The 20143-nt window shown below is 40.1% G+C and carries 16 protein-coding genes; 14 read left to right on the top strand and 2 right to left on the bottom strand.

From position 1 onward, the window contains the following. The first annotated feature begins 14 nt into the window (after positions 1-14). The 12 genes from BMX34_RS06125 (at position 15) to BMX34_RS06180 (ending at position 16302) form a co-directional block, all read left to right on the top strand. Positions 15-1511, top strand: coding sequence for a UDP-N-acetylmuramoyl-L-alanyl-D-glutamate--2,6-diaminopimelate ligase (locus tag BMX34_RS06125; RefSeq protein WP_234971682.1), 1497 nt, complete (start codon positions 15-17; stop codon positions 1509-1511). Next, positions 1511-2467: a phospho-N-acetylmuramoyl-pentapeptide-transferase gene (gene mraY, locus BMX34_RS06130; protein ID WP_092571903.1), complete on the top strand. Its 957-nt coding sequence runs from the start codon at positions 1511-1513 to the stop codon at positions 2465-2467. Before BMX34_RS06125 ends, mraY begins: the two co-directional genes overlap by 1 nt. Positions 2468-2477: 10 nt before the next feature. Beyond that, entirely contained in the window at positions 2478-3863 is a 1386-nt protein-coding gene (murD, locus tag BMX34_RS06135; RefSeq protein ID WP_092571904.1) for a UDP-N-acetylmuramoyl-L-alanine--D-glutamate ligase, read from the top strand. Between the two features lie 12 nt (positions 3864-3875). Further along, on the top strand, positions 3876-4991 hold the full coding sequence (murG, locus tag BMX34_RS06140; RefSeq protein ID WP_092571905.1) for an undecaprenyldiphospho-muramoylpentapeptide beta-N-acetylglucosaminyltransferase: 1116 nt from the start codon (positions 3876-3878) through the stop codon (positions 4989-4991). A 26-nt stretch (positions 4992-5017) separates the two neighbouring features. After that, positions 5018-6220: a cell division protein FtsQ/DivIB gene (locus BMX34_RS06145; RefSeq protein WP_092571906.1), complete on the top strand. Its 1203-nt coding sequence runs from the start codon at positions 5018-5020 to the stop codon at positions 6218-6220. A gap of 123 nt (positions 6221-6343) precedes the next feature. Continuing rightward, a complete protein-coding gene (gene ftsA / locus BMX34_RS06150; protein ID WP_092571907.1) occupies positions 6344-7810 on the top strand; it encodes a cell division protein FtsA in 1467 nt (488 codons plus the stop codon). A 30-nt stretch (positions 7811-7840) separates the two neighbouring features. Next, positions 7841-9139: a cell division protein FtsZ gene (gene ftsZ, locus BMX34_RS06155; RefSeq protein ID WP_092571908.1), complete on the top strand. Its 1299-nt coding sequence runs from the start codon at positions 7841-7843 to the stop codon at positions 9137-9139. A 112-nt stretch (positions 9140-9251) separates the two neighbouring features. Further along, positions 9252-9521 carry a YggT family protein gene (locus BMX34_RS06160; protein WP_234971683.1) on the top strand — a complete coding sequence of 90 codons (270 nt, stop codon included), beginning with the start codon at positions 9252-9254 and terminating at the stop codon, positions 9519-9521. A gap of 10 nt (positions 9522-9531) precedes the next feature. Further along, positions 9532-10311 (top strand): YlmH family RNA-binding protein, encoded by a 780-nt coding sequence (locus BMX34_RS06165; RefSeq protein ID WP_092571910.1) that lies wholly within the window; start codon positions 9532-9534, stop codon positions 10309-10311. Positions 10312-10346: 35 nt separating this feature from the next. Further along, a complete protein-coding gene (locus BMX34_RS06170) occupies positions 10347-11162 on the top strand; it encodes a DivIVA domain-containing protein (RefSeq protein ID WP_159428868.1) in 816 nt (271 codons plus the stop codon). 250 nt (positions 11163-11412) lie between these two features. Further along, entirely contained in the window at positions 11413-14205 is a 2793-nt protein-coding gene (gene ileS / locus BMX34_RS06175) for an isoleucine--tRNA ligase (RefSeq protein WP_092571912.1), read from the top strand. A 396-nt stretch (positions 14206-14601) separates the two neighbouring features. After that, entirely contained in the window at positions 14602-16302 is a 1701-nt protein-coding gene (locus tag BMX34_RS06180) for a catalase (RefSeq protein ID WP_092571913.1), read from the top strand. A gap of 163 nt (positions 16303-16465) precedes the next feature. Here BMX34_RS06180 and BMX34_RS06185 read toward each other — a convergent pair whose 3' ends face one another. Continuing rightward, positions 16466-17704 (bottom strand): toxic anion resistance protein, encoded by a 1239-nt coding sequence (locus BMX34_RS06185; protein ID WP_092571938.1) that lies wholly within the window; start codon positions 17702-17704, stop codon positions 16466-16468. A gap of 58 nt (positions 17705-17762) precedes the next feature. Further along, positions 17763-18893, bottom strand: coding sequence for a 5-bromo-4-chloroindolyl phosphate hydrolysis family protein (locus BMX34_RS06190; protein WP_092571914.1), 1131 nt, complete (start codon positions 18891-18893; stop codon positions 17763-17765). 155 nt (positions 18894-19048) lie between these two features. Here BMX34_RS06190 and BMX34_RS06195 point away from each other — a divergent pair, with 155 nt between their 5' ends. After that, positions 19049-19642: an NUDIX hydrolase gene (locus BMX34_RS06195; protein ID WP_092571915.1), complete on the top strand. Its 594-nt coding sequence runs from the start codon at positions 19049-19051 to the stop codon at positions 19640-19642. Beyond that, positions 19629-20138 carry a hypothetical protein gene (locus BMX34_RS06200; RefSeq protein WP_092571916.1) on the top strand — a complete coding sequence of 170 codons (510 nt, stop codon included), beginning with the start codon at positions 19629-19631 and terminating at the stop codon, positions 20136-20138. The genes BMX34_RS06195 and BMX34_RS06200 overlap by 14 nt, the downstream gene beginning before the upstream one ends. The last annotated feature ends 5 nt before the right edge of the window (positions 20139-20143 follow it).

A 20143-nucleotide genomic window follows, 5' to 3' on the forward strand; every position in this document is an offset into this window, starting at 1 on the left:
AAAGAAGGATAAAAATGAATCAAGTCAATTTATTATCAGTGATGAATAACAAAGAAATTTACGGCAAAAGTCCTAGTCATGAAACAGTTACCGCATTGGTAAATGATCACCGTCAGATTGTGCCAGGAGCTTGTTTTATTGCGATTAAAGGCCAAAATTTCGATGGTCACAGTGTTCTTGGTAAAGCCGTTCAATCCGGAACAAAGATTCTGATTGTTGAAGAACTTCCAATGCCCCTAATTTCAGAAGACGTTGTCTGGGTCCAAGTACCATCAACCTACCGGGCTCAAGCGATTCTGGCGAATCATTTCTTTGAAGAACCCTCAACAAAATTAGATTTGGTGGCAGTCACTGGAACCAATGGTAAGACCACCACGACGACGATGATTAGTGAATTGTTAACGAATCTCGGTCATCGGACAGGTTTAATTGGAACCTTGCATTATAAAGTTGACCAAACATACTATCCAGCCATTAATACGACGCCAGACGCCTTAAAGCTACAGTCATTATTTAAAGAAATGGTTGATCATGACTGCGATGATGCTATTATTGAGGCATCTTCCCATGCCTTAGCTTTGGGACGAATTTGGTATACTGATGTGAATTGTGCCATCTTTACCAATATTAGCCGGGAACATTTAGATTTTCATAAGACCATGGACCATTATGCCTATGCAAAAAGTTTATTGTTTGCTCATTTAGGTGAACATTTTGAGAAGGGACAAGCCAAACTAGCAGTAATTAATGCCGATGATGCTTATGCTGATTTGATGATGCAAGCCAGTGGCGCTGAAATAGCTACTTATAGTCTTAAAGACCCATCGGCTACGGCCTATGCTCATTCAATTGAGTCTTTAGAGGATGGAATTCGTTTTGTGTTAGACTTTAAGGGGCAAAGTCATTCGATTCAATTACCGATGTTAGGGAGTTATAATGTGGCTAATTATATGGCTGCTTTCTTATGTTTGGCGTTATATTATCATTTCTCTGTAGAGGATATTCTCCAAGCTACGGAAGACTTCACTGGGGTTCGCGGACGTATGCAGATGATTGATGAAGGTCAAGATTTCCAGGTCATCGTTGATTTCGCTCATACACCTGATGCCTTGGAAAATGTTCTGACCGATTTAAATCAACATAAACGGGGTCGATTAATTACCATGATGGGCCACTCAGGGGGGAATCGCGATTCAGGAATGCGCCCAGATCTGGGGGATATTTTATTTAAATATTCTGATTGGGTTGTATTAACTGCAGATAACCCTCGCCATGAGAATGTTACAAAAATTTGTCAAGAAATGCGCCAAAATCATGACGAAATACCTTATACCATTATAGAGGATCGTCAAGAAGCCATTGCCTACATTCTCGATCAGGTTGAAGCGAATGATACCGTTCTGTTTGCTGGTAAGGGTGGCGAACCTTATCAAGTCATAGGCGATGAATATGTGCCATTCGATGAAATTGAGATTGTTCGTCAATTATTGCATAATAGGGGGAACGAATAATGGTTAATTTCTTATGGCTTATACTAGCAATGTTGTTAACTTGGTTATTGATGCCTCAATTTATTTCCTTTTTCCAAGCTAAGAAATTAGGACAGACTACCCGAGAAGAAGGTCCTTTATGGCATGAAGCCAAAACAGGTACCCCTACCATGGGGGGCACCGTTTTTATTAGTCTTTCCATTCTGGTTATGTTATTGATGTTAATATTTACTCAAGAAATTATCTGGCCAAGCTTAACTTTATTGCTGACTTTATTTTTGTTCGGCTTGATTGGTTTCGTCGATGATTTCATTAGTATTTTTAAGAAACAAAATGAAGGGCTTAAAGCCAAACAAAAATTTGCCTTGCAAATAATATTTGCTTTATTAGTTAGCTTATTTGCCATCATGGGTGGCCAAACATTGACAGTACCGTTATTTAATTATCAAATCACCCAACTTTGGTTGATTGTTCCTTTTGCAATAATATGGATTAACGGTTTTTCAAATGCTGTGAATTTGACGGATGGTTTAGATGGTTTGGCTACCAGCTTAAATATTATCGCTTATGCCACTTATGCCTGCCTATCTTTTATAGAAGGAGAATGGCTCTTAGGACAATCTTGTTTAATCGTCGTAGGCTCATTAATTGCTTTTCTTTATTATAATCGTAAACCGGCCAGAATTTTTATGGGAGACGTAGGATCTTTAGCGCTTGGCGCCGGCTTAGCCGTCGTGTCTCTTCTATTAAATAATCCCTGGTCTCTGATCATTGTGGGTATTGTATTTGTCATCGAGACCTTGAGTGTAATTCTTCAAGTCTGGTCCTTTAAGACCCGAGGGAAACGAATCTTCAAAATGTCACCGATTCATCATCATTTTGAAATAATCGGCTGGTCAGAAAATAAAGTGGTGTTGCGTTTCTGCTTAGTGGGATTCCTTGCCAGTTTATTGATCTTAGTTTTGAATGTTTTGTAAGGAGTAAGTTATGTTAGCAGATCTAAATTTACAAGATAAACATGTATTAGTTCTCGGTTACGCACGTTCAGGGCGTAGCGTAGCAGAGTATTTGTTAGCTCAGGGAGCTAAAGTAACCATCAATGAAAAAAAAGATCTAAGCGGAGATCCATCGATCGAATCACTCGTGAAGCAAGGTGTTCAAGTAATTTGTGGCGATCATCCATTAAGTTTATTAGACCAAGGCTTCGACTTTATCGTGAAGAATCCAGGCATCCCTTATCAAATCCCTTTCTTACAACAAGCCCAACAACAGCAAATTCCGATTTACACCGATATTGAAATAGCTTCCTGGATTAATAAAGGAGACATTATTGGCATTACTGGTAGCAATGGAAAGACGACCATTACTCAACTTGTCTATGAAATCTTAAAAGCTGATAAACCGAAACAAACTCATTTGGCCGGGAATATAGGTATCCCAATTATGTCGCAAATCGACCAGGTTAAAGAGGGAGATGCCTTAGTCTGCGAATTATCTAGCTTCCAATTACAAGGAACCGCAAAATTTAGAGCTGAGATTGCCGTCTTTGCCAATATTTATTCAGCACATCTAGATTATCATGAAACACGGGCGAATTATATTCAAGCTAAACTTAATTTAGTTAGAAATAGTCGACCTGAAGATGTGATTATTTATAATTATGATCAAGAAGAATTGGCTGATTGGTTAAGTCCTTTTGCCGGTCAAAAAGTACCTTTTGCAAGCTCTCGGGTGGATGATTTTGTCCGTCAAAACGGCGCCTACATCGACCATAGTCAGCTCTATTTCCGTGATCAATGGATTTGTGATGTAGCAGATATTCAAATTCCCGGTCAACATAATGTGATGAATGTGCTCGCAGCCGTAGCTGTGGCTATCATCCGTTCGGTGGAGCCAAAGACGATTCGCCAAGTTATCTTATCTTATCAAGGGATGCCGCATCGTATACAACCCTTGGGTGAGTTTCATGGACGGAAATTCTTTAATGATTCTAAAGCAACGAATACGGTGGCGACCATTACCGCTCTCAAGAGTTTCGACCAACCTATTCATTACATTGGTGGAGGGTTAGATCGCGGCAATGGCTTTGACGACTTGATTGAACATCTATCTTACGTTAAAGCCGCCTACTTGTATGGGCAAACTAAAGAAAAGCTGGCCGACACCATGAATAAAGCTGGAATCGAATCGGTTCATCTGTTGGATGATTTATATCAAGCAGTTGAGTTAGCCTATCATGCGGCTAAAGCGGGTGAAGTGGTGCTCTTCTCTCCAGCTTGTGCAAGTTGGGACCAATTTGATAATTTTGAACAACGGGGCGATTTGTTCGTCGAAACCGTTCATGCTCTACAGGAAAAATATCCATATGCCTAGAAGGAGACAATTATGACTATGATTCAGCGGATTATTCTATCAGGTGGAGGGACAGGTGGCCATATCTATCCTGCATTGTCAATATACCGCCGCTTAAAAGAAATGAATCCAGATTTAGAGTGTTTGTATATTGGAACCGAGCGAGGGTTAGAGGCTCGAATTGTTCCCCAATCCGGGATTCCATTCGAAAGTATTGAAATTCAAGGACTTAAACGGAGTTTAAGTTTGTCTAATTTCAAGGCGCTCTGGTTAATGCTTACTGCCAGTCAGCGAGCCAAAAAAATGATTCAAAAATTTCAGCCAGATGTCATCGTCGGCACGGGTGGTTATGCCTGTGCTCCGGTCGTTTCTGCTGGAGCTGACCTAGGCATTCCTACATTGATTCATGAGCAAAACTCTGTGGCCGGTTTAACCAATAAGTTTCTAGCCAGGAAAGTTGATCGGATTGCTACATCTTTTAAAGCTGTTCACCATGATTTTGCTAAATATGCAGAAAAAATACGTTTTACGGGGAATCCTCGGGCGCAAGAAGTGTATCAAATTAAACGGGATCGGCAAATATTAGCCAGTCAATTCAAGCTTAAGTCAGACCAAGCTACCATTTTAATTTTTGGTGGTAGCCGTGGAGCTCCTTCAATCAATCATGCAGCTTTAGCGGCTTTAACTGATTGGTCAGCCAAAGATTATCAAGTAATTATTGCGACGGGTCAGGATCATTATCAAGCTTTGATGGCTGAAATCAAAGCAGATAATATAGGCGAGAACATTCGGATTGTTCCATATATCGAGAACATGCCTGAAGTATTTCAAGCGATTGATTTAGTGATCTGTCGGAGTGGGGCGACGACCTTGACTGAAATTATGGCCCTGTCTTTAGCTAGTATTTTGATTCCAAGTCCCTATGTGACCAATAATCATCAAGAAGCCAATGCGCAAGCTTTGGTAGATCAAAATGCGGCTATTATGATTAAACAAGATCAACTAAATCCTCAAATCCTGGTAAGTCAGGTGGATCAATTAATTCAGGATCCCGAAAAATTGAAAACCATGGGAAGCCAAGCTCGGTCGATGGCCGTGGTCGATGCGACCGATCAGATTATTCAACAATTGAGCGAAATTGTGGGTTAAAGTTAAGCTAAAAAGGGGGTGAGCGGATGAATTCGTGGTTTAGAAGAAATTACAATCAAAAAAATTACCGACGTGATCAAGAGGCGATGCAAGAAAGATTTAGTCAGCCTCGCCAAGGTAATTACCGGGTCGATCGAGCTGGACACCCCATTATTAATCAGGCTAATCCTATCGATGATCGTGACTATTTCGACCGGGCAAAGGAAGATAATCAGAATTCATCCTCACCTAAGTATACTGATTTTAAAGCGACCGATTATCAACGACGCCAATCTGTCTGGCATGCTCGAAATAATCAGCCCCAAAGTCAATATTCGACCTCGCCCAGACGACCGGCTAATTATCGAATTGATCAAAGAAGAACCGGTTCACCCGTAGCCAAGGCCAGTCAACAACCAAGTAGATTGGCCAAAAATTGGTATTATCGTTGGCAAGAACAACGAGGACAAAAGTATTCCAAAAGTAATAAAATGACGCCACCTAGGTATCCCTTACCTCAAAATCGGCTTCAATTATTAGCGGTTTTTGTGTTATTATTTTTCGGCTATCTGGTGACGGGTTGGCAATTGATACCGATGCGCCGACTTAATCAGCTCAGTGTTTCTGGGAATCATTATATTAATCAGGATGCTATTTTGAAGTCTTCTCGTCTAGATCCACTGGATCAATATGCCACAGTTTTGCAACAAAAGTCAGCCATAGAAGCTAAGATTAAAGAAGAAATCCCAATGATTGAACAAGTCGATTTTCAGCGAGATTCATGGCAGAATTTAAATTTAAAAGTGGTTGAATATGATATGGTGGCCCTGATGAATTTGGAGGGAAGACAAGTTCCGGTCTTAAGTAATGGAGAATTATTAATGGACGCTAGTGAACAAGCGCTGGTTCATAGTATGGGACAAAACTTACCTTTATTAGTAAACTTTGACCAAAAAGGAAAAGTTGTTGATTTAACTAATAATGCTTTACGCAACATTTCACCTGAGCTATTAAATCAAATCAGTGAAATTGAACTTTCTACTGAGCCTGAGAAGCCGAACACTATTTATGTTAAAATGGCGGATGGTAATCGTGTTGTTGCTATTATTAATACCTTCTCGCAGAAAATGAAATACTATCCGCAAATGGTAGAACAAGTCGAAGGTCAAAGAGGAACCTTTAATTTAGAGGTGGGGGCTTACTTTATCCCAGACAGTTCTGCCAATTCTGTCAAGTTAGATAATAATTAAGATAAAGGCATCCATTTATCTTTATTGATTAGATTTTTTTCTTCTCTAACATTTGCCTTTATGCTAAGATAAAAGAGTGTAAGCTAGTCTAAAGAATGGAAAATAAAGGAGGTCTATGCCTAAATGAGAAATCCGGAGATATATGTCAGTCTAGATATTGGAACCACTTCGATTAAAGTAGTGGTTGCAGAAACCAATAACGGACGCGTAAATATCATTGGTGTAGGCAATGAGAAATCTCGCGGTTTAAGCCGAGGGGTTATCGTAGATATTGATGAAACTGTTTATTCGATTCAACAAGCTGTTGAACAAGCAGAACGAAAAGCAGGCGTTAAAATTAATGAAGTGATCGTGGGTGTACCGAGCAATCAATTAGCCATTGAAGATTGTCATGGGATGATTGCGGTAGCCAGTGATAACCGAGAAATCACGGCTCGAGATGTTGATAATGTCATCTCAGCGGCCAAGGTCAGATCAGTGCCACCTGAACGAGAAATTATTTCGATTATTCCAGAAGAATTTATCGTGGATGGTTTTAATGGGATTCGAGATCCTCGTGGCATGATTGGGGTTAGATTAGAGTTATACGCCCGCTTAATTACTGGACCCAAGACGATTATTCATAATATTCGCCGTTGTGTTCAAAAAGCTGGGCTACAAATTTCAGAACTTGTCCTTCAACCACACGCCATCGCCCAAGTGGCCTTAAACCGTGATGAGCGAGAATTCGGTACGGTGGTCATTGACATGGGTGGGGGCCAAACTTCAGCCTCTATTTTATATGACAATCAGTTAAAATATTCTTTCGTTGATCAAGAAGGTGGCGACTTTGTTACCAAAGATATTTCCATCGTTCTTAATACATCATTAGATAGTGCCGAACGGGTTAAGAGAGAATATGGTTATGCGATTGCAAGTCAAACCTCTGCTGAAGAATATTTCCCAGTAGAAACTGTTGGTAAGAAAGAACCGATTCGTGTCGATGAACATTATTTGGCAGAAATTATCGAAGCCCGAATTGCTCAAATTTTTGAGACCATTCGTGAAGATCTTGAGCGGGTTGAAGCTTTGGATCTGCCTGGTGGATTCGTCATTACCGGAGGAGCTTCAGCATTACCGGGTGTCATTGATTTAGCTAAACGTTATTTTGGTGGTAAGGTACGAATTTTTGTTCCCGAAGAGATGGGGATGAGGAATCCTATCTATACGACAGGATTGGGACTGATTCAGTATGCAGCACAGTTAGATGATATTCATCGGATTGCTCAAGGAACTTTCCGCACGGTTCAGCCAGATCACAATGATAACAGACGACCTCAGTCAGGATTTGAGCGTCATGTACGTCAAGCGACTAGAGAACCTCTAGCCAGTCAAAATCAATATGGCTATCCAAGTCAGATGGAGGCTGAACCAAGATCTGAATATCCGGAACGCTTCGATTCATATCCAACTAGCCAAGTCGAAGACGATTTGGATGATAATGTTTATTATGAAGACTATTATGTGGATGAAACCAATCCTAATCATTCCGACCGCGTAGGTAATTTTACCGATAAAGTAAGATCATTTTTCCAAACATTTTTTGACTAAATTGACTAGATAATAGGAGGAAGACAGAATATGGAATTATCATTTGATTCGCAAGCATATAATCATGGCGCTGTGATCAAAGTTATTGGTGTCGGTGGTGCTGGAGGCAATGCTGTCAACCGTATGATTGCTGAAGATGTCAAGGGTGTAGAGTTTATTGTAGCCAATACAGACACCCAAGCCTTAGAAGGCTCTAAAGCTGAAACTAAAATTCAATTAGGTCCTAAAGTTACCAAGGGTCTTGGCGCAGGGTCTTTACCAGAAATTGGTTTGAAGGCTGCCGAAGAAAGTGAAGAACAATTAAGAAAAGTTATCGAAGGGGCAGATTTGGTCTTTGTTACCGCTGGGATGGGTGGCGGGACCGGAACCGGTGCGGCCCCTATTGTCGCTAAGATTGCTAAAGAATCAGGCGCTTTAACTGTTGGAGTGGTAACCCGTCCATTTACTTTTGAAGGCCCTAAACGTGGTCGCTTTGCTGCGGAAGGGTTGAAGAATTTAAAGGACAATGTAGATACCTTGATTGTAATTTCTAACAATCGATTATTAGAAATCGTGGATCGTAAGACACCAATGCTCGAAGCATTTAGTGAAGCAGACAATGTCTTGCGCCAAGGGGTCCAAGGTATTTCTGATTTAATTACTGCTCCAGGTTATATTAACCTTGACTTTGCCGACGTGAAGACCGTTATGCAGAACCAAGGTACCGCTTTAATGGGTATTGGGGTTGCTTCTGGTGAGAACCGTACAGCGGAAGCCACCAAGAAAGCTATTTCTTCCCCATTATTGGAAGTTTCGATTGATGGAGCGGAACAAATCCTATTAAATATTACTGGGGGCTCTGATCTTAGCCTGTTCGAATCCCAAGATGCGAGTGAAATTGTGGCCAATGCTTCTTCTGGAGATGTTAATATCATCTTCGGTACCTCAATTAATGAAGATCTAGGTGATGAAGTCATCGTTACCGTCATTGCAACCGGAATTCAAAATGATAAAAATGAACGTAAATCAGTAACACCTTCACAACCTCGTCGTACTTTTGGCAATCCAGATAATTCTGTCAACCAAAATACAAACTTGGTCAATAATGATAACCGACCAAGTGAAAAGATGACGAGTCCAAGTCGTCAGAAAGAACCTAGCAGAGATTTATTCTCTGATTGGGACATCAATCGTGAACAAAATACTCGTGATGTTGAGGCGCCTCACTTAGAGGTTGATTCACCGCGAAATTTTGAACCGTCACCATCTGAACCTATTAGCCGGACGAATGAAAGTAGTAACGAAGAACTTGATACCCCACCATTCTTTAGAAAACGTCACCGTAATTAATTAGACAAGATTGATGGAATTTTATTATGACTTCATAGTAAAATTCCATCATTTTTCTAAAGTTATCTCTGTAGTAAAGATTCATCTTTACGTGTTGAAGGAGTGAATGACTTTGTCATTATTTGTAGTTTATAAAGTAATTAATGAAGCAATCAATATTTATAGTATTATTTTAGTAATCTATGCCTTATTATCATGGTTTCCTAACGGACGCGAATCAGCTTTGGGACAGATTATCCGACGCTTAGTACGTCCTTATCTTGATATTTTCGACCGTTTGATTCCACCCATCGCGGGCATTAGTTTTAATGTGATCATCGCTATATTTGTTTTAGATTTAATTAAGCAAGGTTTATTTACTTTGCTAAGTTGGTTAGCCTAGAAGGAGTAATATGGACCACATCTATCAGCACTATCGACCAGAAGAATATGAATTTATTGACAAGGTGGCTGGTTGGATTGAACAAGTTGTATCTTCTTTTGCGCCCTATGTCACTTTGTTTCTTACCCCTAGAGAATTGATGATTGTTAAACAAATGGTAGCCAGCTCTGAAGATCTGCAAGTGAGTTCTTTTGGCGCTTATCAGGGTGCGGAACGTCAACGGGCAATTATTTATCCATTATATTATCAACCTTTAGAAGCGGACTACCAGTTAACTGCGTTAAATATCAATTACCCTCAAAAATTTGGGGAATTAAGTCATGGCAAAATCCTTGGAAGCTTAATAAATTCTGGGATTGAACGTGATCGTATCGGTGATATTATTACCGATGGTTCATCCTGGCATATCATATTGGATCAGACCATGGCCGATTATATTATGAATTCGGTTCGAAAGATTGCTAATGTTGGGGTGCATTTAGAGCCGATTGCCTTATCTGAAATCTTAGAATCCAATGAGACTTGGGAGGAGATCACAGTGATTGCTTCTTCCTTGCGGCTTGACACCTTACTTGGCAAAGTCTATAATTTTTCTAGGCAACGTGCTAAAAATTACATCGCAGCTGGCATGGTAAAGGTAAATTTTGTCCCCATGGAACGCCCTGATCGGGAAATTGGGGAGAATGATATTGTATCTTTAAGAAAGTTTGGCCGTTTTTGGATTGATCAAATGTTTGAACCGACTAAGAAGGGCAACTTTCGTTTAAATATAAGAGTCTTGCTTCGCTAGTATTATGATAATTAACTTCAATCAGGAAGGACGTGTTGGTTTTGGGACTTACCCCGAATGAAATTCTAAATAAGGAGTTCAATACTCGATTTAGAGGTTACGATACTGACCAAGTCAATGATTATTTGGATATTATTGTCGCTGATTATGAGCGCAATATTCAAGAAATTCATGATTTAAAACAAGAATTAGCCACTGCTAAAGAGAAAAATGCTTATTTTGCCCAACTACAAGAATCTTTAAATTCTTCCATTGTTGTGGCCCAAGAAGCTGCTGATCGTCTTAAACAAAATGCACGTAAAGAAGCTGAATTGATACTCTTTGAAGCAGAGAAAGAAGCCGACCGAATTGTTGGAACAGCTTCTGACCGGGCTCGAAATATTGTGACTGAGACTGAAGCCTTAAGACGATCAAGTAAGACCTATCGTCAACGGCTTGAGAACTTGATTCGCTCACAACTTGATATCGTCTCTGGTGAAGAGTATAAGGTACTCTTTGATGAAGCCTTTGAATCTGAGCTTAAAGTGGAAGATTTCCGTGAAGCTACGGAACGAGCTTCTCAACGTGTGGATCAAATCGAAAAGAATAGTCAAGAAGATTTTGACCAAGCAGAGCAAATGATTCCAGATAAAGATCAGACAATTTTTGTGCCTCGCGATATGTCCTATGTGTCTGAACGAGATAAGGTTGAAAATTCCGCGGATCAAGTGACTGAGAATATCGAAGAAACCAGTGCTGATCCAAACCATTTACATGTTGAAGGCACCGACTATACGGTTGAACCAGAAAAACCATCAGAAAGTGTTCTCGGCCAAACCATTCGAATTGATTTACCTAAACAAGATGACTAGTTTGAACAAGAATCTTATTTGATACGCTAAGCGAGTTAGGGAAGGTGGGAGCCTAACGGTTACTCATTTAAGATTTATCCTCAAACCTCTTTGCATTTATGAAAGGATGAGTAGTAAATGCCGCTCATAGCGTTATCATGATTGAGCATTCATTAATGAATGAAAATTGGGTGGTACCACGTTTTTGACGTCCCTTTGCGGGGGCGTTTTTTTATTGGATTTATTTTGGGATAGAAAGAAGGATTTCTAAATGAAAATGAAAGAGACGTTAAACTTAGGCAAGACAGATTTCGCCATGCGAGCCAACTTGCCTAAGAAGGAAGTAATTTTACAAGAGGAATGGACCGAGCAAAATATTTATCAAAAAATTCAAGAAAAGAATCAAGGAAAGCCTACCTTTATCTTGCATGATGGCCCACCTTTTGCCAATGGTAAGGTTCATATGGGGCATGCCTTGAACAAGGTAAGTAAGGATTTCATTGTTCGTTTCAAATCAATGAATGGTTTCCGAGCACCCTATGTTCCTGGCTGGGATACGCATGGTTTACCTATTGAAACGGCACTCGCTAAATCGGATAAAGTAGACCGCAAGACCCTATCAATCTCTGAATTTAGAAAGCTTTGTCATGATTATGCGATGAAGCAGATTGAAAATCAAAAAGCTGACTTTATGCGTCTAGGTGTGACCGGTGAATGGGATCATCCTTATATTACCTTACAACCTGAGTTTGAAGCACAACAATTAAGAGTCTTTGCTAGAATGGCTGAAGCAGGTTATATTTATAAAGGTATGAAGCCAATTTACTGGTCACCTTCAAGTGAATCTTCGCTAGCTGAGGCTGAAGTTGAATATCAAGATGTGACTTCACCGTCTATTTACGTGGCTTTTAAAGTGAAAGATGGCAAGGACCTTTTGCCTAAAGACGCTAAATTTATTATTTGGACCACTACACCATGGACTTTGCCGGCTAACCTGGGTATTTCGGCTGCGCCGCTCGCAGAGTATGTCTTGGTACAAGTAGGTCAAGAAAAATTTGTTCTGGCTCAAGATCTTTTGGCAGAAGTGAGTGAGATTCTAGATTGGACCAATGTCGAAATCCTAAACCGTTTCAAAGGACAGGATTTGGAATATATGACAGCCTACCATCCATTCTATGATCGTGAATCGCTGGTCATGGTGGGTGATCATGTTACTTTAGATACCGGGACCGGGCTGGTTCATACCGCACCAGGTCATGGGGAAGATGACTACTTAATTGGTAAACAGTATGGTTTGGACATCTTGTCGCCAGTAGACTATCGCGGTCACTTTACCGAAGAAGCTCATGGATTAGAAGGTATGTTCTATTTAAAAGGCCAAAAAGAAGTTTTAAAGATGATCGAAGAGAATGGTTCATTATTGCATTATTCAGAATTTGTCCATTCTTATCCACACGATTGGCGTACCAAGAAACCGGTGATTTATCGAGCGACTCCGCAGTGGTTCGCATCGATTGATGCTTTTCGAGATGAATTATTGGATACCGTCGACCATCAGGTTAAATGGCACCATCCATCTGGTCAAACACGGATCCATAATATGATTCGGGACCGAGGAGATTGGGTCATCTCCCGTCAACGTGCTTGGGGTGTTCCGCTGCCAATCTTCTATGCCGAAGATGGAACCGCGATTCTTGATCGAGCGGTCATTGATCATGTGGCTGACTTAGTTGAAGAACATGGTAGTGACATTTGGTTCGAATGGGACACTAAAGATTTGTTACCGGCTGGATTCACTCATCCAGCGAGTCCAAATGGCGAGTTTAGTCAAGAAAAAGATATCATGGATGTCTGGTTCGATTCGGGTACGTCTTACGCGGGTGTTCTTCAACAACGTGAAGACTTATCTTTCCCAGCTGATATGTATTTAGAAGGATCCGACCAATATCGGGGTTGGTTTAACTCCAGTTTGACGACTTCAGTAGCTGTGAATCATCAAGCGCCCTATAAAGAAGTCCTCTCTCAAGGATTTGTGATGGATGGTAAAGGCCAAAAAATGTCTAAATCGATTGGGAATGTTATCTTGCCGGAAGATATTATGAAGGAATATGGGGCAGACATCATTCGTTTATGGGTAGCCAGTGTGGACTATGAATCGGATGTACGTATTTCTAAAGAAATCTTGAAACAAATTTCTGAATCATACCGGAAGATTCGTAATACCATTCGCTTTATGCTGGCTAATACCAGTGACTTTGATCCGGAAAAAGATAAAATAGAAGAAGCTGACTTGAATCTAGTCGATCAATATATGCTGGCTAAGTTTAGAGTCTTAACGGATGAAATTTTAGCAGCTTATGAGCACTATAAATTCTCTGAAATTTATAAGAAAGTGATTAATTTCATTACCGTTGATCTTTCTGCCTTTTATTTGGATTTCGCAAAAGATATTGTTTATATCGAAGCCGCCAAATCAAAAGAACGATTAGCCATGCAAACCGTTATGTATCAAATTCTGCGCGATTTGATTCCAATGTTAACCCCTATCCTGGTTCATACGATGGAAGAAGCTTGGAAAGAATTACCAGGTGTAGATGGTTATGTTCAAGTAACTGAACTGCCTAAAGCCCACCATCGAGCTGAAGACCAAGCAATGATTCAACGTTGGGATATCTTCTTCCAAATTCAAAGTGTGGTCCGCAAAGGTCTCGAAGAAGCTAAGAACGATCAACAACATCCGATCAAAAAATCTTTTGAAGCTAAAGTTCAATTATTTACCGATGAAGAAACCATCAAACAATTATCAACTTTAAGTTCATCCTTAAATCAATTACTCATTGTCTCACAATTCGAAATCGATGTCCTGGATCGGGCACCTGAAGATGCTTTAGAATTTGATGGCATGAAAGTTAAAGTTGAGCCGGCGGATGGCCATGTTTGTCAACGCTGTCGGGCAGTCCGGCCAGAAGTGGGTAGCATTGCTCAAGCGCCAGACCTTTGTCAACGCTGCTATGATATTTTAACTGAGCATTTCCCAGAATATTTTGAAGAAGCCGTTGAATAATTGAACCCAGTGATTTAGCTACCAATTGTTATATAAGAGAATAAATTTATCGGAAAAACGCTAGAATACTCTGAAAACAAAGAGTAGACTAGCGTTTTTTGTGGAAATTAGATTCTGAATACGAGTTAAGTGACGCTAGATGACAGCAAAATAATATAAGTACTGTTAGTTGATAAATTCATCGAAGTGTTTAGGGAACAGGTCAATGAATGCGATTTTGCGCGAGCGAACCATTTTGAAAACCGGATTATCTTAGAATAATTCTAATTTGGTCTTGAAGGACGACGGAGAAATGATATAATAAAAGTAGAAATTGTTAACGGTTTCGAGAGGAAAGAAGGGATTAGATAAAAAATATCTGCGGTAGAGTTATTTACAATCATAGGAGGTAAAGAAATGAATAATCCAATGGATAAAAATAAAGTTGAACCTACTTCTAGTTTGAATAATCGTGTCAATTATGATAAATTCCGTCGTGCTGGTGGACAACCCGTAGATAATAATGAAGATGCCATGACCTCTGGTAAACGTGGTCATATTTCCATTCAAGATACCTGGTTATTAGAAAAACATGCTCATTTCAATCGCGAGGTCATTCCTGAAAGACGGATGCATGCCAAAGGTTGGGGAGCTTGGGGTGAGTTTAAGGTTACAAATGATATTAGCCAATACTCTAAGGCCAAAATATTCGATAAAGTTGGCAATACTTGTAAAGTATTTGCTCGTTTCTCTACCGTAGCTGGAGAACGCGGAGCAGCCGACGCTGAACGGGATATTCGTGGTTTTGCCGTTCGTTTCTTTACTGAAGATGGTAACTGGGATATCGTGGGTAATAATACGCCGGTCTTCTTCTTCCGTGATCCAATGAAATTTATCGACTTAAACCATGCGGTTAAACGTGATCCGAGAACCCATATGCGGAGTCCGAATACCAACTGGGACTTTTGGACTTCTCTACCAGAAAGTCTATTACAAGTGACGATTACCATGTCTGACCGTGGAATTCCTTCTTCTTTCCGCTATATGCATGGATTCGGTTCCCATACTTATTCTATGATGAATGCAAAGGGTGAACGGGTTTGGGTTAAATTCCATCATCGTAGCCAACAAGGCATTCAAAATCTAACCGACCAAGAAGCCGCTATGGTAAATGCTAATGACCGTGAAAGTCATGGTCGAGACTTATATAGTGCCATTGAACGCGGCCAATTCCCTAAATGGAAGTTATATATTCAAGTGATGACTGAAGAACAAGCCAAGGTCTATCCAGTAAATCCATTTGACTTAACCAAGATGTGGCCGAAAGACAAATTCCCATTCATTGAAGTCGGCGAGTGGGAACTGAATATGAACCCAGATAATTTCTTCCAAGACGTTGAACAAGCTGCCTTTACCCCTGCTAATGTGGTACCCGGGATTGCTTTCAGTCCGGATAGAATGTTGCAATTGCGGGTCATGTCATACGCCGATGCTCAACGTTATCGTTTGGGAGTTAACCACCATCAAATTCCAGTGAACTCTCCTCAAGGGGTTGAACATCCTCATGACTTCCACCGTGATGGCATGATGCGGGTCGATGGAAATAAAGGGAGTGAACTTCACTATTCACCAAACTCATATGGAGCTTGGCAAGATGACCAAAGTGCTGAACAAACGCCAGATGAAGGCGGAACAGTTAAGCGTTGGGACTTCCGTGAAGATGATTCCGATTATTATACACAACCTGGCCAATTATTCCGAGCGATGACCGCCGACCAACAATTGGTGCTTTGTGAGAATACTGCGCGCAATATGGGGGATTCTACTTTACAAATTAAGTACCGTCATATCCGTAATTGTTATGCAGCCGATCCTGAATATGGTAAGGGTGTCGCAATGGCCTTGGGTATCGAGATTAATGACGTTGATTTAGAGCCTAATGTATCTGATAGTCGCAAACAATGGGAAGAAGATCGTGACCGGGATAAAATGCTTCAAGAACCAACCGAACCAGCTTGGCCAGAATCTGCTAAAGACCTGCCAGCAGAAGGTCGCGATACCAATGTGGAAGATCCAAGTAGCCTATCTTCTTGGCAAGATGACCCATATGTGCTTTAATCGAGAATAGCTGAAATAAGAAAGGTATTTTGTCGATTTATCAAGCAAGAATTTGGTAGATGAATATAGGGTAGAATATAGAAAAAATAATAGCCTGTCGATTTTTTTAATCGACAGGCTATTGTTATGGGCTTGAAATTAAGTTGAGCTATTATGGCCAGACTTAGAAATTATAGGGATCTTGATCGGTATTGGGTTGAACTTGAGCACGTGCTTTCTGTTCATTAGAGATAGCCAATAATTTATTTCGTAATTCATTCTCCATTGAAGAAAGTTCTTGTTCAGCCAGACGACGTTGTTGACGACCAGTTTCCTGGATTTCCAAGGTTTCTTCAAGTGCACCGATTAGGTTAGCTTGGGTCTGTTTCAAGGTTTCTAAATCAATAATACCACGTTCAGCTTCACGAGCTACATCCACCGTAGATTGTTTAAGCATTTCTGAATTCTTCAATAGTAAATCATTCGTGGTATCAGAGACCATACGCTGTGAAGAAGAAACTTGTTGTTGACGCAATAGGGCTAAGGCAATAGTAATTTGATTTTCCCAAAGGGGAATAGCAGTATGAACCGATACTTGAATTTTCTCTGCCAAGACTTGGTTAGTATTCTGGATTAAACGGATTTGAGGAGCTTGTTGGATGGTCATTTGCCGGGTAAGTCTTAAATCATGCGTCCGTTTATCCAAACGATCAAGAAATTGATTGAGATCATTGACTTTTTGGACATCCATTTGACTTTGACTGTTACGCGCTTCTTCGATGGCTTGCGGAATAATTGTTTCTTGTAATTCCTTCATCTTGACTTCGCCAGCAGCAATATAGATATTCAAAGCCTCGAAGTAGTCTTTGTTTTTTTGATAGAATTGCTCTAACATTAAATTGTCGTTAAGCAGTTCATCTTTCTCCCGTTCTAATTTTATCGCGACCCGGTCAATCGAAGCACCGATTTTCTGATAGCGCATCTGGGTTTCGGAAATGGACTGGCGAACTTTACCAAAGAGTTTGCGGAAGATATTCGGTTCAGCTGTTAAGTCTTTCGGGTTAGTCGTTTGAAGTTGGCCCATCAATTCAGCAAGACTATCACCAATTTCACCGGTATCCTTAAATTGAACATGTTGGAGGACCGAGCGAGAGAACTCACTTAATTTCTTCTGAGCATTAGCTCCATAAGCAATAATGGCTGACATATTATCTTCATCAATCTGCTCGGCTAAAGCCAAAGCTTGTTTCTTTCGGTGTTGGGGGAGTCGATCAATTAAATGCTCATTGGAAACAGTTCTCTGAGCTAGAATTTCGGCTTGCGACAGATTTTGATTAAAGGATGGACTCTCCTTCTCAGCGGTATCAAAGGGATTCGCTAGTAAATCATCAATATCTCCTAAGGGATCTTGTTTCTGAATCATCTCTTCGAATAATTGATCATCCTTAGTGGTTGGCATGGTTTCTTGTTTGATTTCTTCCTTACTCATTCATTTCTCCTCCTGAATCTGTTTCTTGCTCATCTTGAATTAACTGATCGAGTAAATCATCGACGGATTGATCAAGGTTCTCTTGATGTTGGCGCCGTTCGATATTCCGGTGGGCGAGTTTAATTTCATCATTCAATTCATTAAAGGTATCTTGATGGAATAGAATATATTCATCAGTGATTTGCTGGCAGACTTGGTCGATTGTTAAGGCTGTCTTATCCAGAATTTGATAAGTTTGTTTATTTTTGGCGATATGTTGGTTAATTTCATTGTATTTAGCAATCAAATCCTGCAGAGAAGGCAAGAATTTGTAGAGAAATTGACTGGCATCGCTTAACCGCTTAGGCTGATTGACAATATCTTTAAAGAAAGACTGGCTGACTCGAATGGTATTATGTCGGGTTTCAATGGCTCGTAATTTAGCGGTTTGGGGAAATTCTTGAGTGATTGATTGAATTTGACTTTTGGCTTGAGCCATTTGCTCACGGAAATATTCAATTTCTTGGTTATCCAGACCTTGGGCTAGGTAATGTTCTTTCATATCTTTTGAAGTTTTGTGAATTTTCTGCTGATGTTTGCTAAAGAGTCCAGATTTATTCGCTGTATGACGTCTTTTTTTGGCCAAGAGATAGACTATTTTGCTTCCCACGAAGAGACAAAGGGCACAGATTAAACCAATGGCCAAAGCTATCAACGTCGAGCTAATAATCAAGATAAAATAGGGTTCTTCATAAAAATCATAATAATAATGATCTTGGGCGATGAAACTCATCATGAATGTCATCATCAGAATACTTATCCCATAATTTAACAGGGTAAACATCGTTTGTTTCTTCTGAGCGAAAAGGCCAAAGACAAAAGTGAGACCACCGGTGGCTAAAAATAAGCCAATGATGTTAGCCGTTAGATATCTGATTAAAGGAAAAACCCAAAAACCAATAAAGGAAAAGAAAATCGTTGAAATAAAACTTAATGCTAATATAATCAGACTAGGTTTCAAAAAGAAATGTCTGAAAAGTCCTTTGAAATCGATGGCACCCGATTGCGTCCATTGTATATAAATTCGATTCAAAAAAAGACAAGCTATAATAAGTAAGGGAAGTTGGTTGATTAAGAAAATCATGGCTATCCTCCTTGGACTGAAAAAAGTCTAATAATATTCTATGTATTTCCTTAGCTTCATAGTATCATGAATATGTGGAAATTAATCAGACCCAAGACCTATGTTCTCTAAAGATAAGGAAAAAACAATTTATGATAGCGGAAAGGAGTCCTTTGATGAAAACCAATCCAGCCTATATTAAATTCTTACAAGATCCGCGCTTAAGAAGTCAGCGAACGATCTATGATGGTAAAATATTTCAAGTTCATGCCAACCAAATTGAAATCGAACCTGGTGTGGAGGTTCAACGTGATCTGATTCATCATTTGCCAGCAGTTGCTATTTTAGCCACAACGGCTGAGAACCAAGTCATTCTGGTTAAACAGTATCGGCCGGCTACTGCCGGGAAATTATTAGAAATCCCAGCGGGTCTCCTAGACATTGTAAACGGACAGTTGGAAGAACCCCTGCAAGCAGCCAAGCGTGAACTTGAAGAAGAAACAAATTATCGAAGTGAAGATTGGCAAACTTTAGGTTCTTTTTGGGTGTCACCCGGATTTACTGATGAAGTGATTCATTTATTTTGGGCCAAGCAGGCTTATCTGGTAGATTCAGAATTAGAGCAAGATGACTATGAGAATGTGACTACCTCTTTGTCTACTCAAGAAGCGGTGTCATCTTGGTTACGTCAACAAGAAGCGGTCGATTTGAAGACACGCTATGCGCTTGAAATTTGGTTAAAGCAAGGAGAAGATCATGAAACTCTTTAAACGATTAAGAAATAAGACAGCTAGAGAGGAAGAGCGTCAGTCTAATTTTTCTGACCTGAATCCAAATTCCTTGGAGAGGGATCCTTATTCTGCCCAGGATAATCAATTAGATGAGGATTACTATGAATGGATTCAAGATGATATGGCCGAGGGTCAAGAAAAGTATCAGGATTTCGGTCGCCAAGAGTTAATATCTTCAAGACAAGATTGGCCGGATGAAGTACACCAATGGGATGATGCAGACTTAGACCAAGCTAAATGGAATTCAGAAGGCCAGACAATTCAAGAATCCGAAGCTTATGATGCCTATAATGAAACGAATCAAGAACTCTGGCCAGAGGGCAGTGCAGGTCCATCTCGTCTTGATAAATATGATTCTCAGCAGATGGGGCACCGGGCTAAGTATTCAGCTAAGATTGACCGCTTTCTAAATAACGGAATTATCATCGTCGGCATATTGTTGCTAGCAGTTCTGTTAATAGCATTTCTAGTCTAAAAGGA

The organism is Ignavigranum ruoffiae, from assembly GCF_900110675.1.
GTDB lineage: Bacteria > Bacillota > Bacilli > Lactobacillales > Aerococcaceae > Ignavigranum > Ignavigranum ruoffiae.

Bases quoted from the DNA above. Each gene is read 5' to 3' on its own strand.
- ileS (WP_092571912.1), top strand. From the start codon at position 11,413: ATGAAAATGAAAGAGACGTTAAACTTAGGCAAGACAGATTTCGCCATG.
- ftsZ (WP_092571908.1), top strand. From the start codon at position 7,841: ATGGAATTATCATTTGATTCGCAAGCATATAATCATGGCGCTGTGATC.
- BMX34_RS06200 (WP_092571916.1), top strand. From the start codon at position 19,629: ATGAAACTCTTTAAACGATTAAGAAATAAGACAGCTAGAGAGGAAGAG.
- murG (WP_092571905.1), top strand. From the start codon at position 3,876: ATGACTATGATTCAGCGGATTATTCTATCAGGTGGAGGGACAGGTGGC.
- BMX34_RS06190 (WP_092571914.1), bottom strand. From the start codon at position 18,893: ATGATTTTCTTAATCAACCAACTTCCCTTACTTATTATAGCTTGTCTT.
- BMX34_RS06145 (WP_092571906.1), top strand. From the start codon at position 5,018: ATGAATTCGTGGTTTAGAAGAAATTACAATCAAAAAAATTACCGACGT.
- ftsA (WP_092571907.1), top strand. From the start codon at position 6,344: ATGAGAAATCCGGAGATATATGTCAGTCTAGATATTGGAACCACTTCG.
- mraY (WP_092571903.1), top strand. From the start codon at position 1,511: ATGGTTAATTTCTTATGGCTTATACTAGCAATGTTGTTAACTTGGTTA.
- BMX34_RS06180 (WP_092571913.1), top strand. From the start codon at position 14,602: ATGAATAATCCAATGGATAAAAATAAAGTTGAACCTACTTCTAGTTTG.
- BMX34_RS06195 (WP_092571915.1), top strand. From the start codon at position 19,049: ATGAAAACCAATCCAGCCTATATTAAATTCTTACAAGATCCGCGCTTA.
- murD (WP_092571904.1), top strand. From the start codon at position 2,478: ATGTTAGCAGATCTAAATTTACAAGATAAACATGTATTAGTTCTCGGT.
- BMX34_RS06125 (WP_234971682.1), top strand. From the start codon at position 15: ATGAATCAAGTCAATTTATTATCAGTGATGAATAACAAAGAAATTTAC.
- BMX34_RS06165 (WP_092571910.1), top strand. From the start codon at position 9,532: ATGGACCACATCTATCAGCACTATCGACCAGAAGAATATGAATTTATT.
- BMX34_RS06185 (WP_092571938.1), bottom strand. From the start codon at position 17,704: ATGATTCAGAAACAAGATCCCTTAGGAGATATTGATGATTTACTAGCG.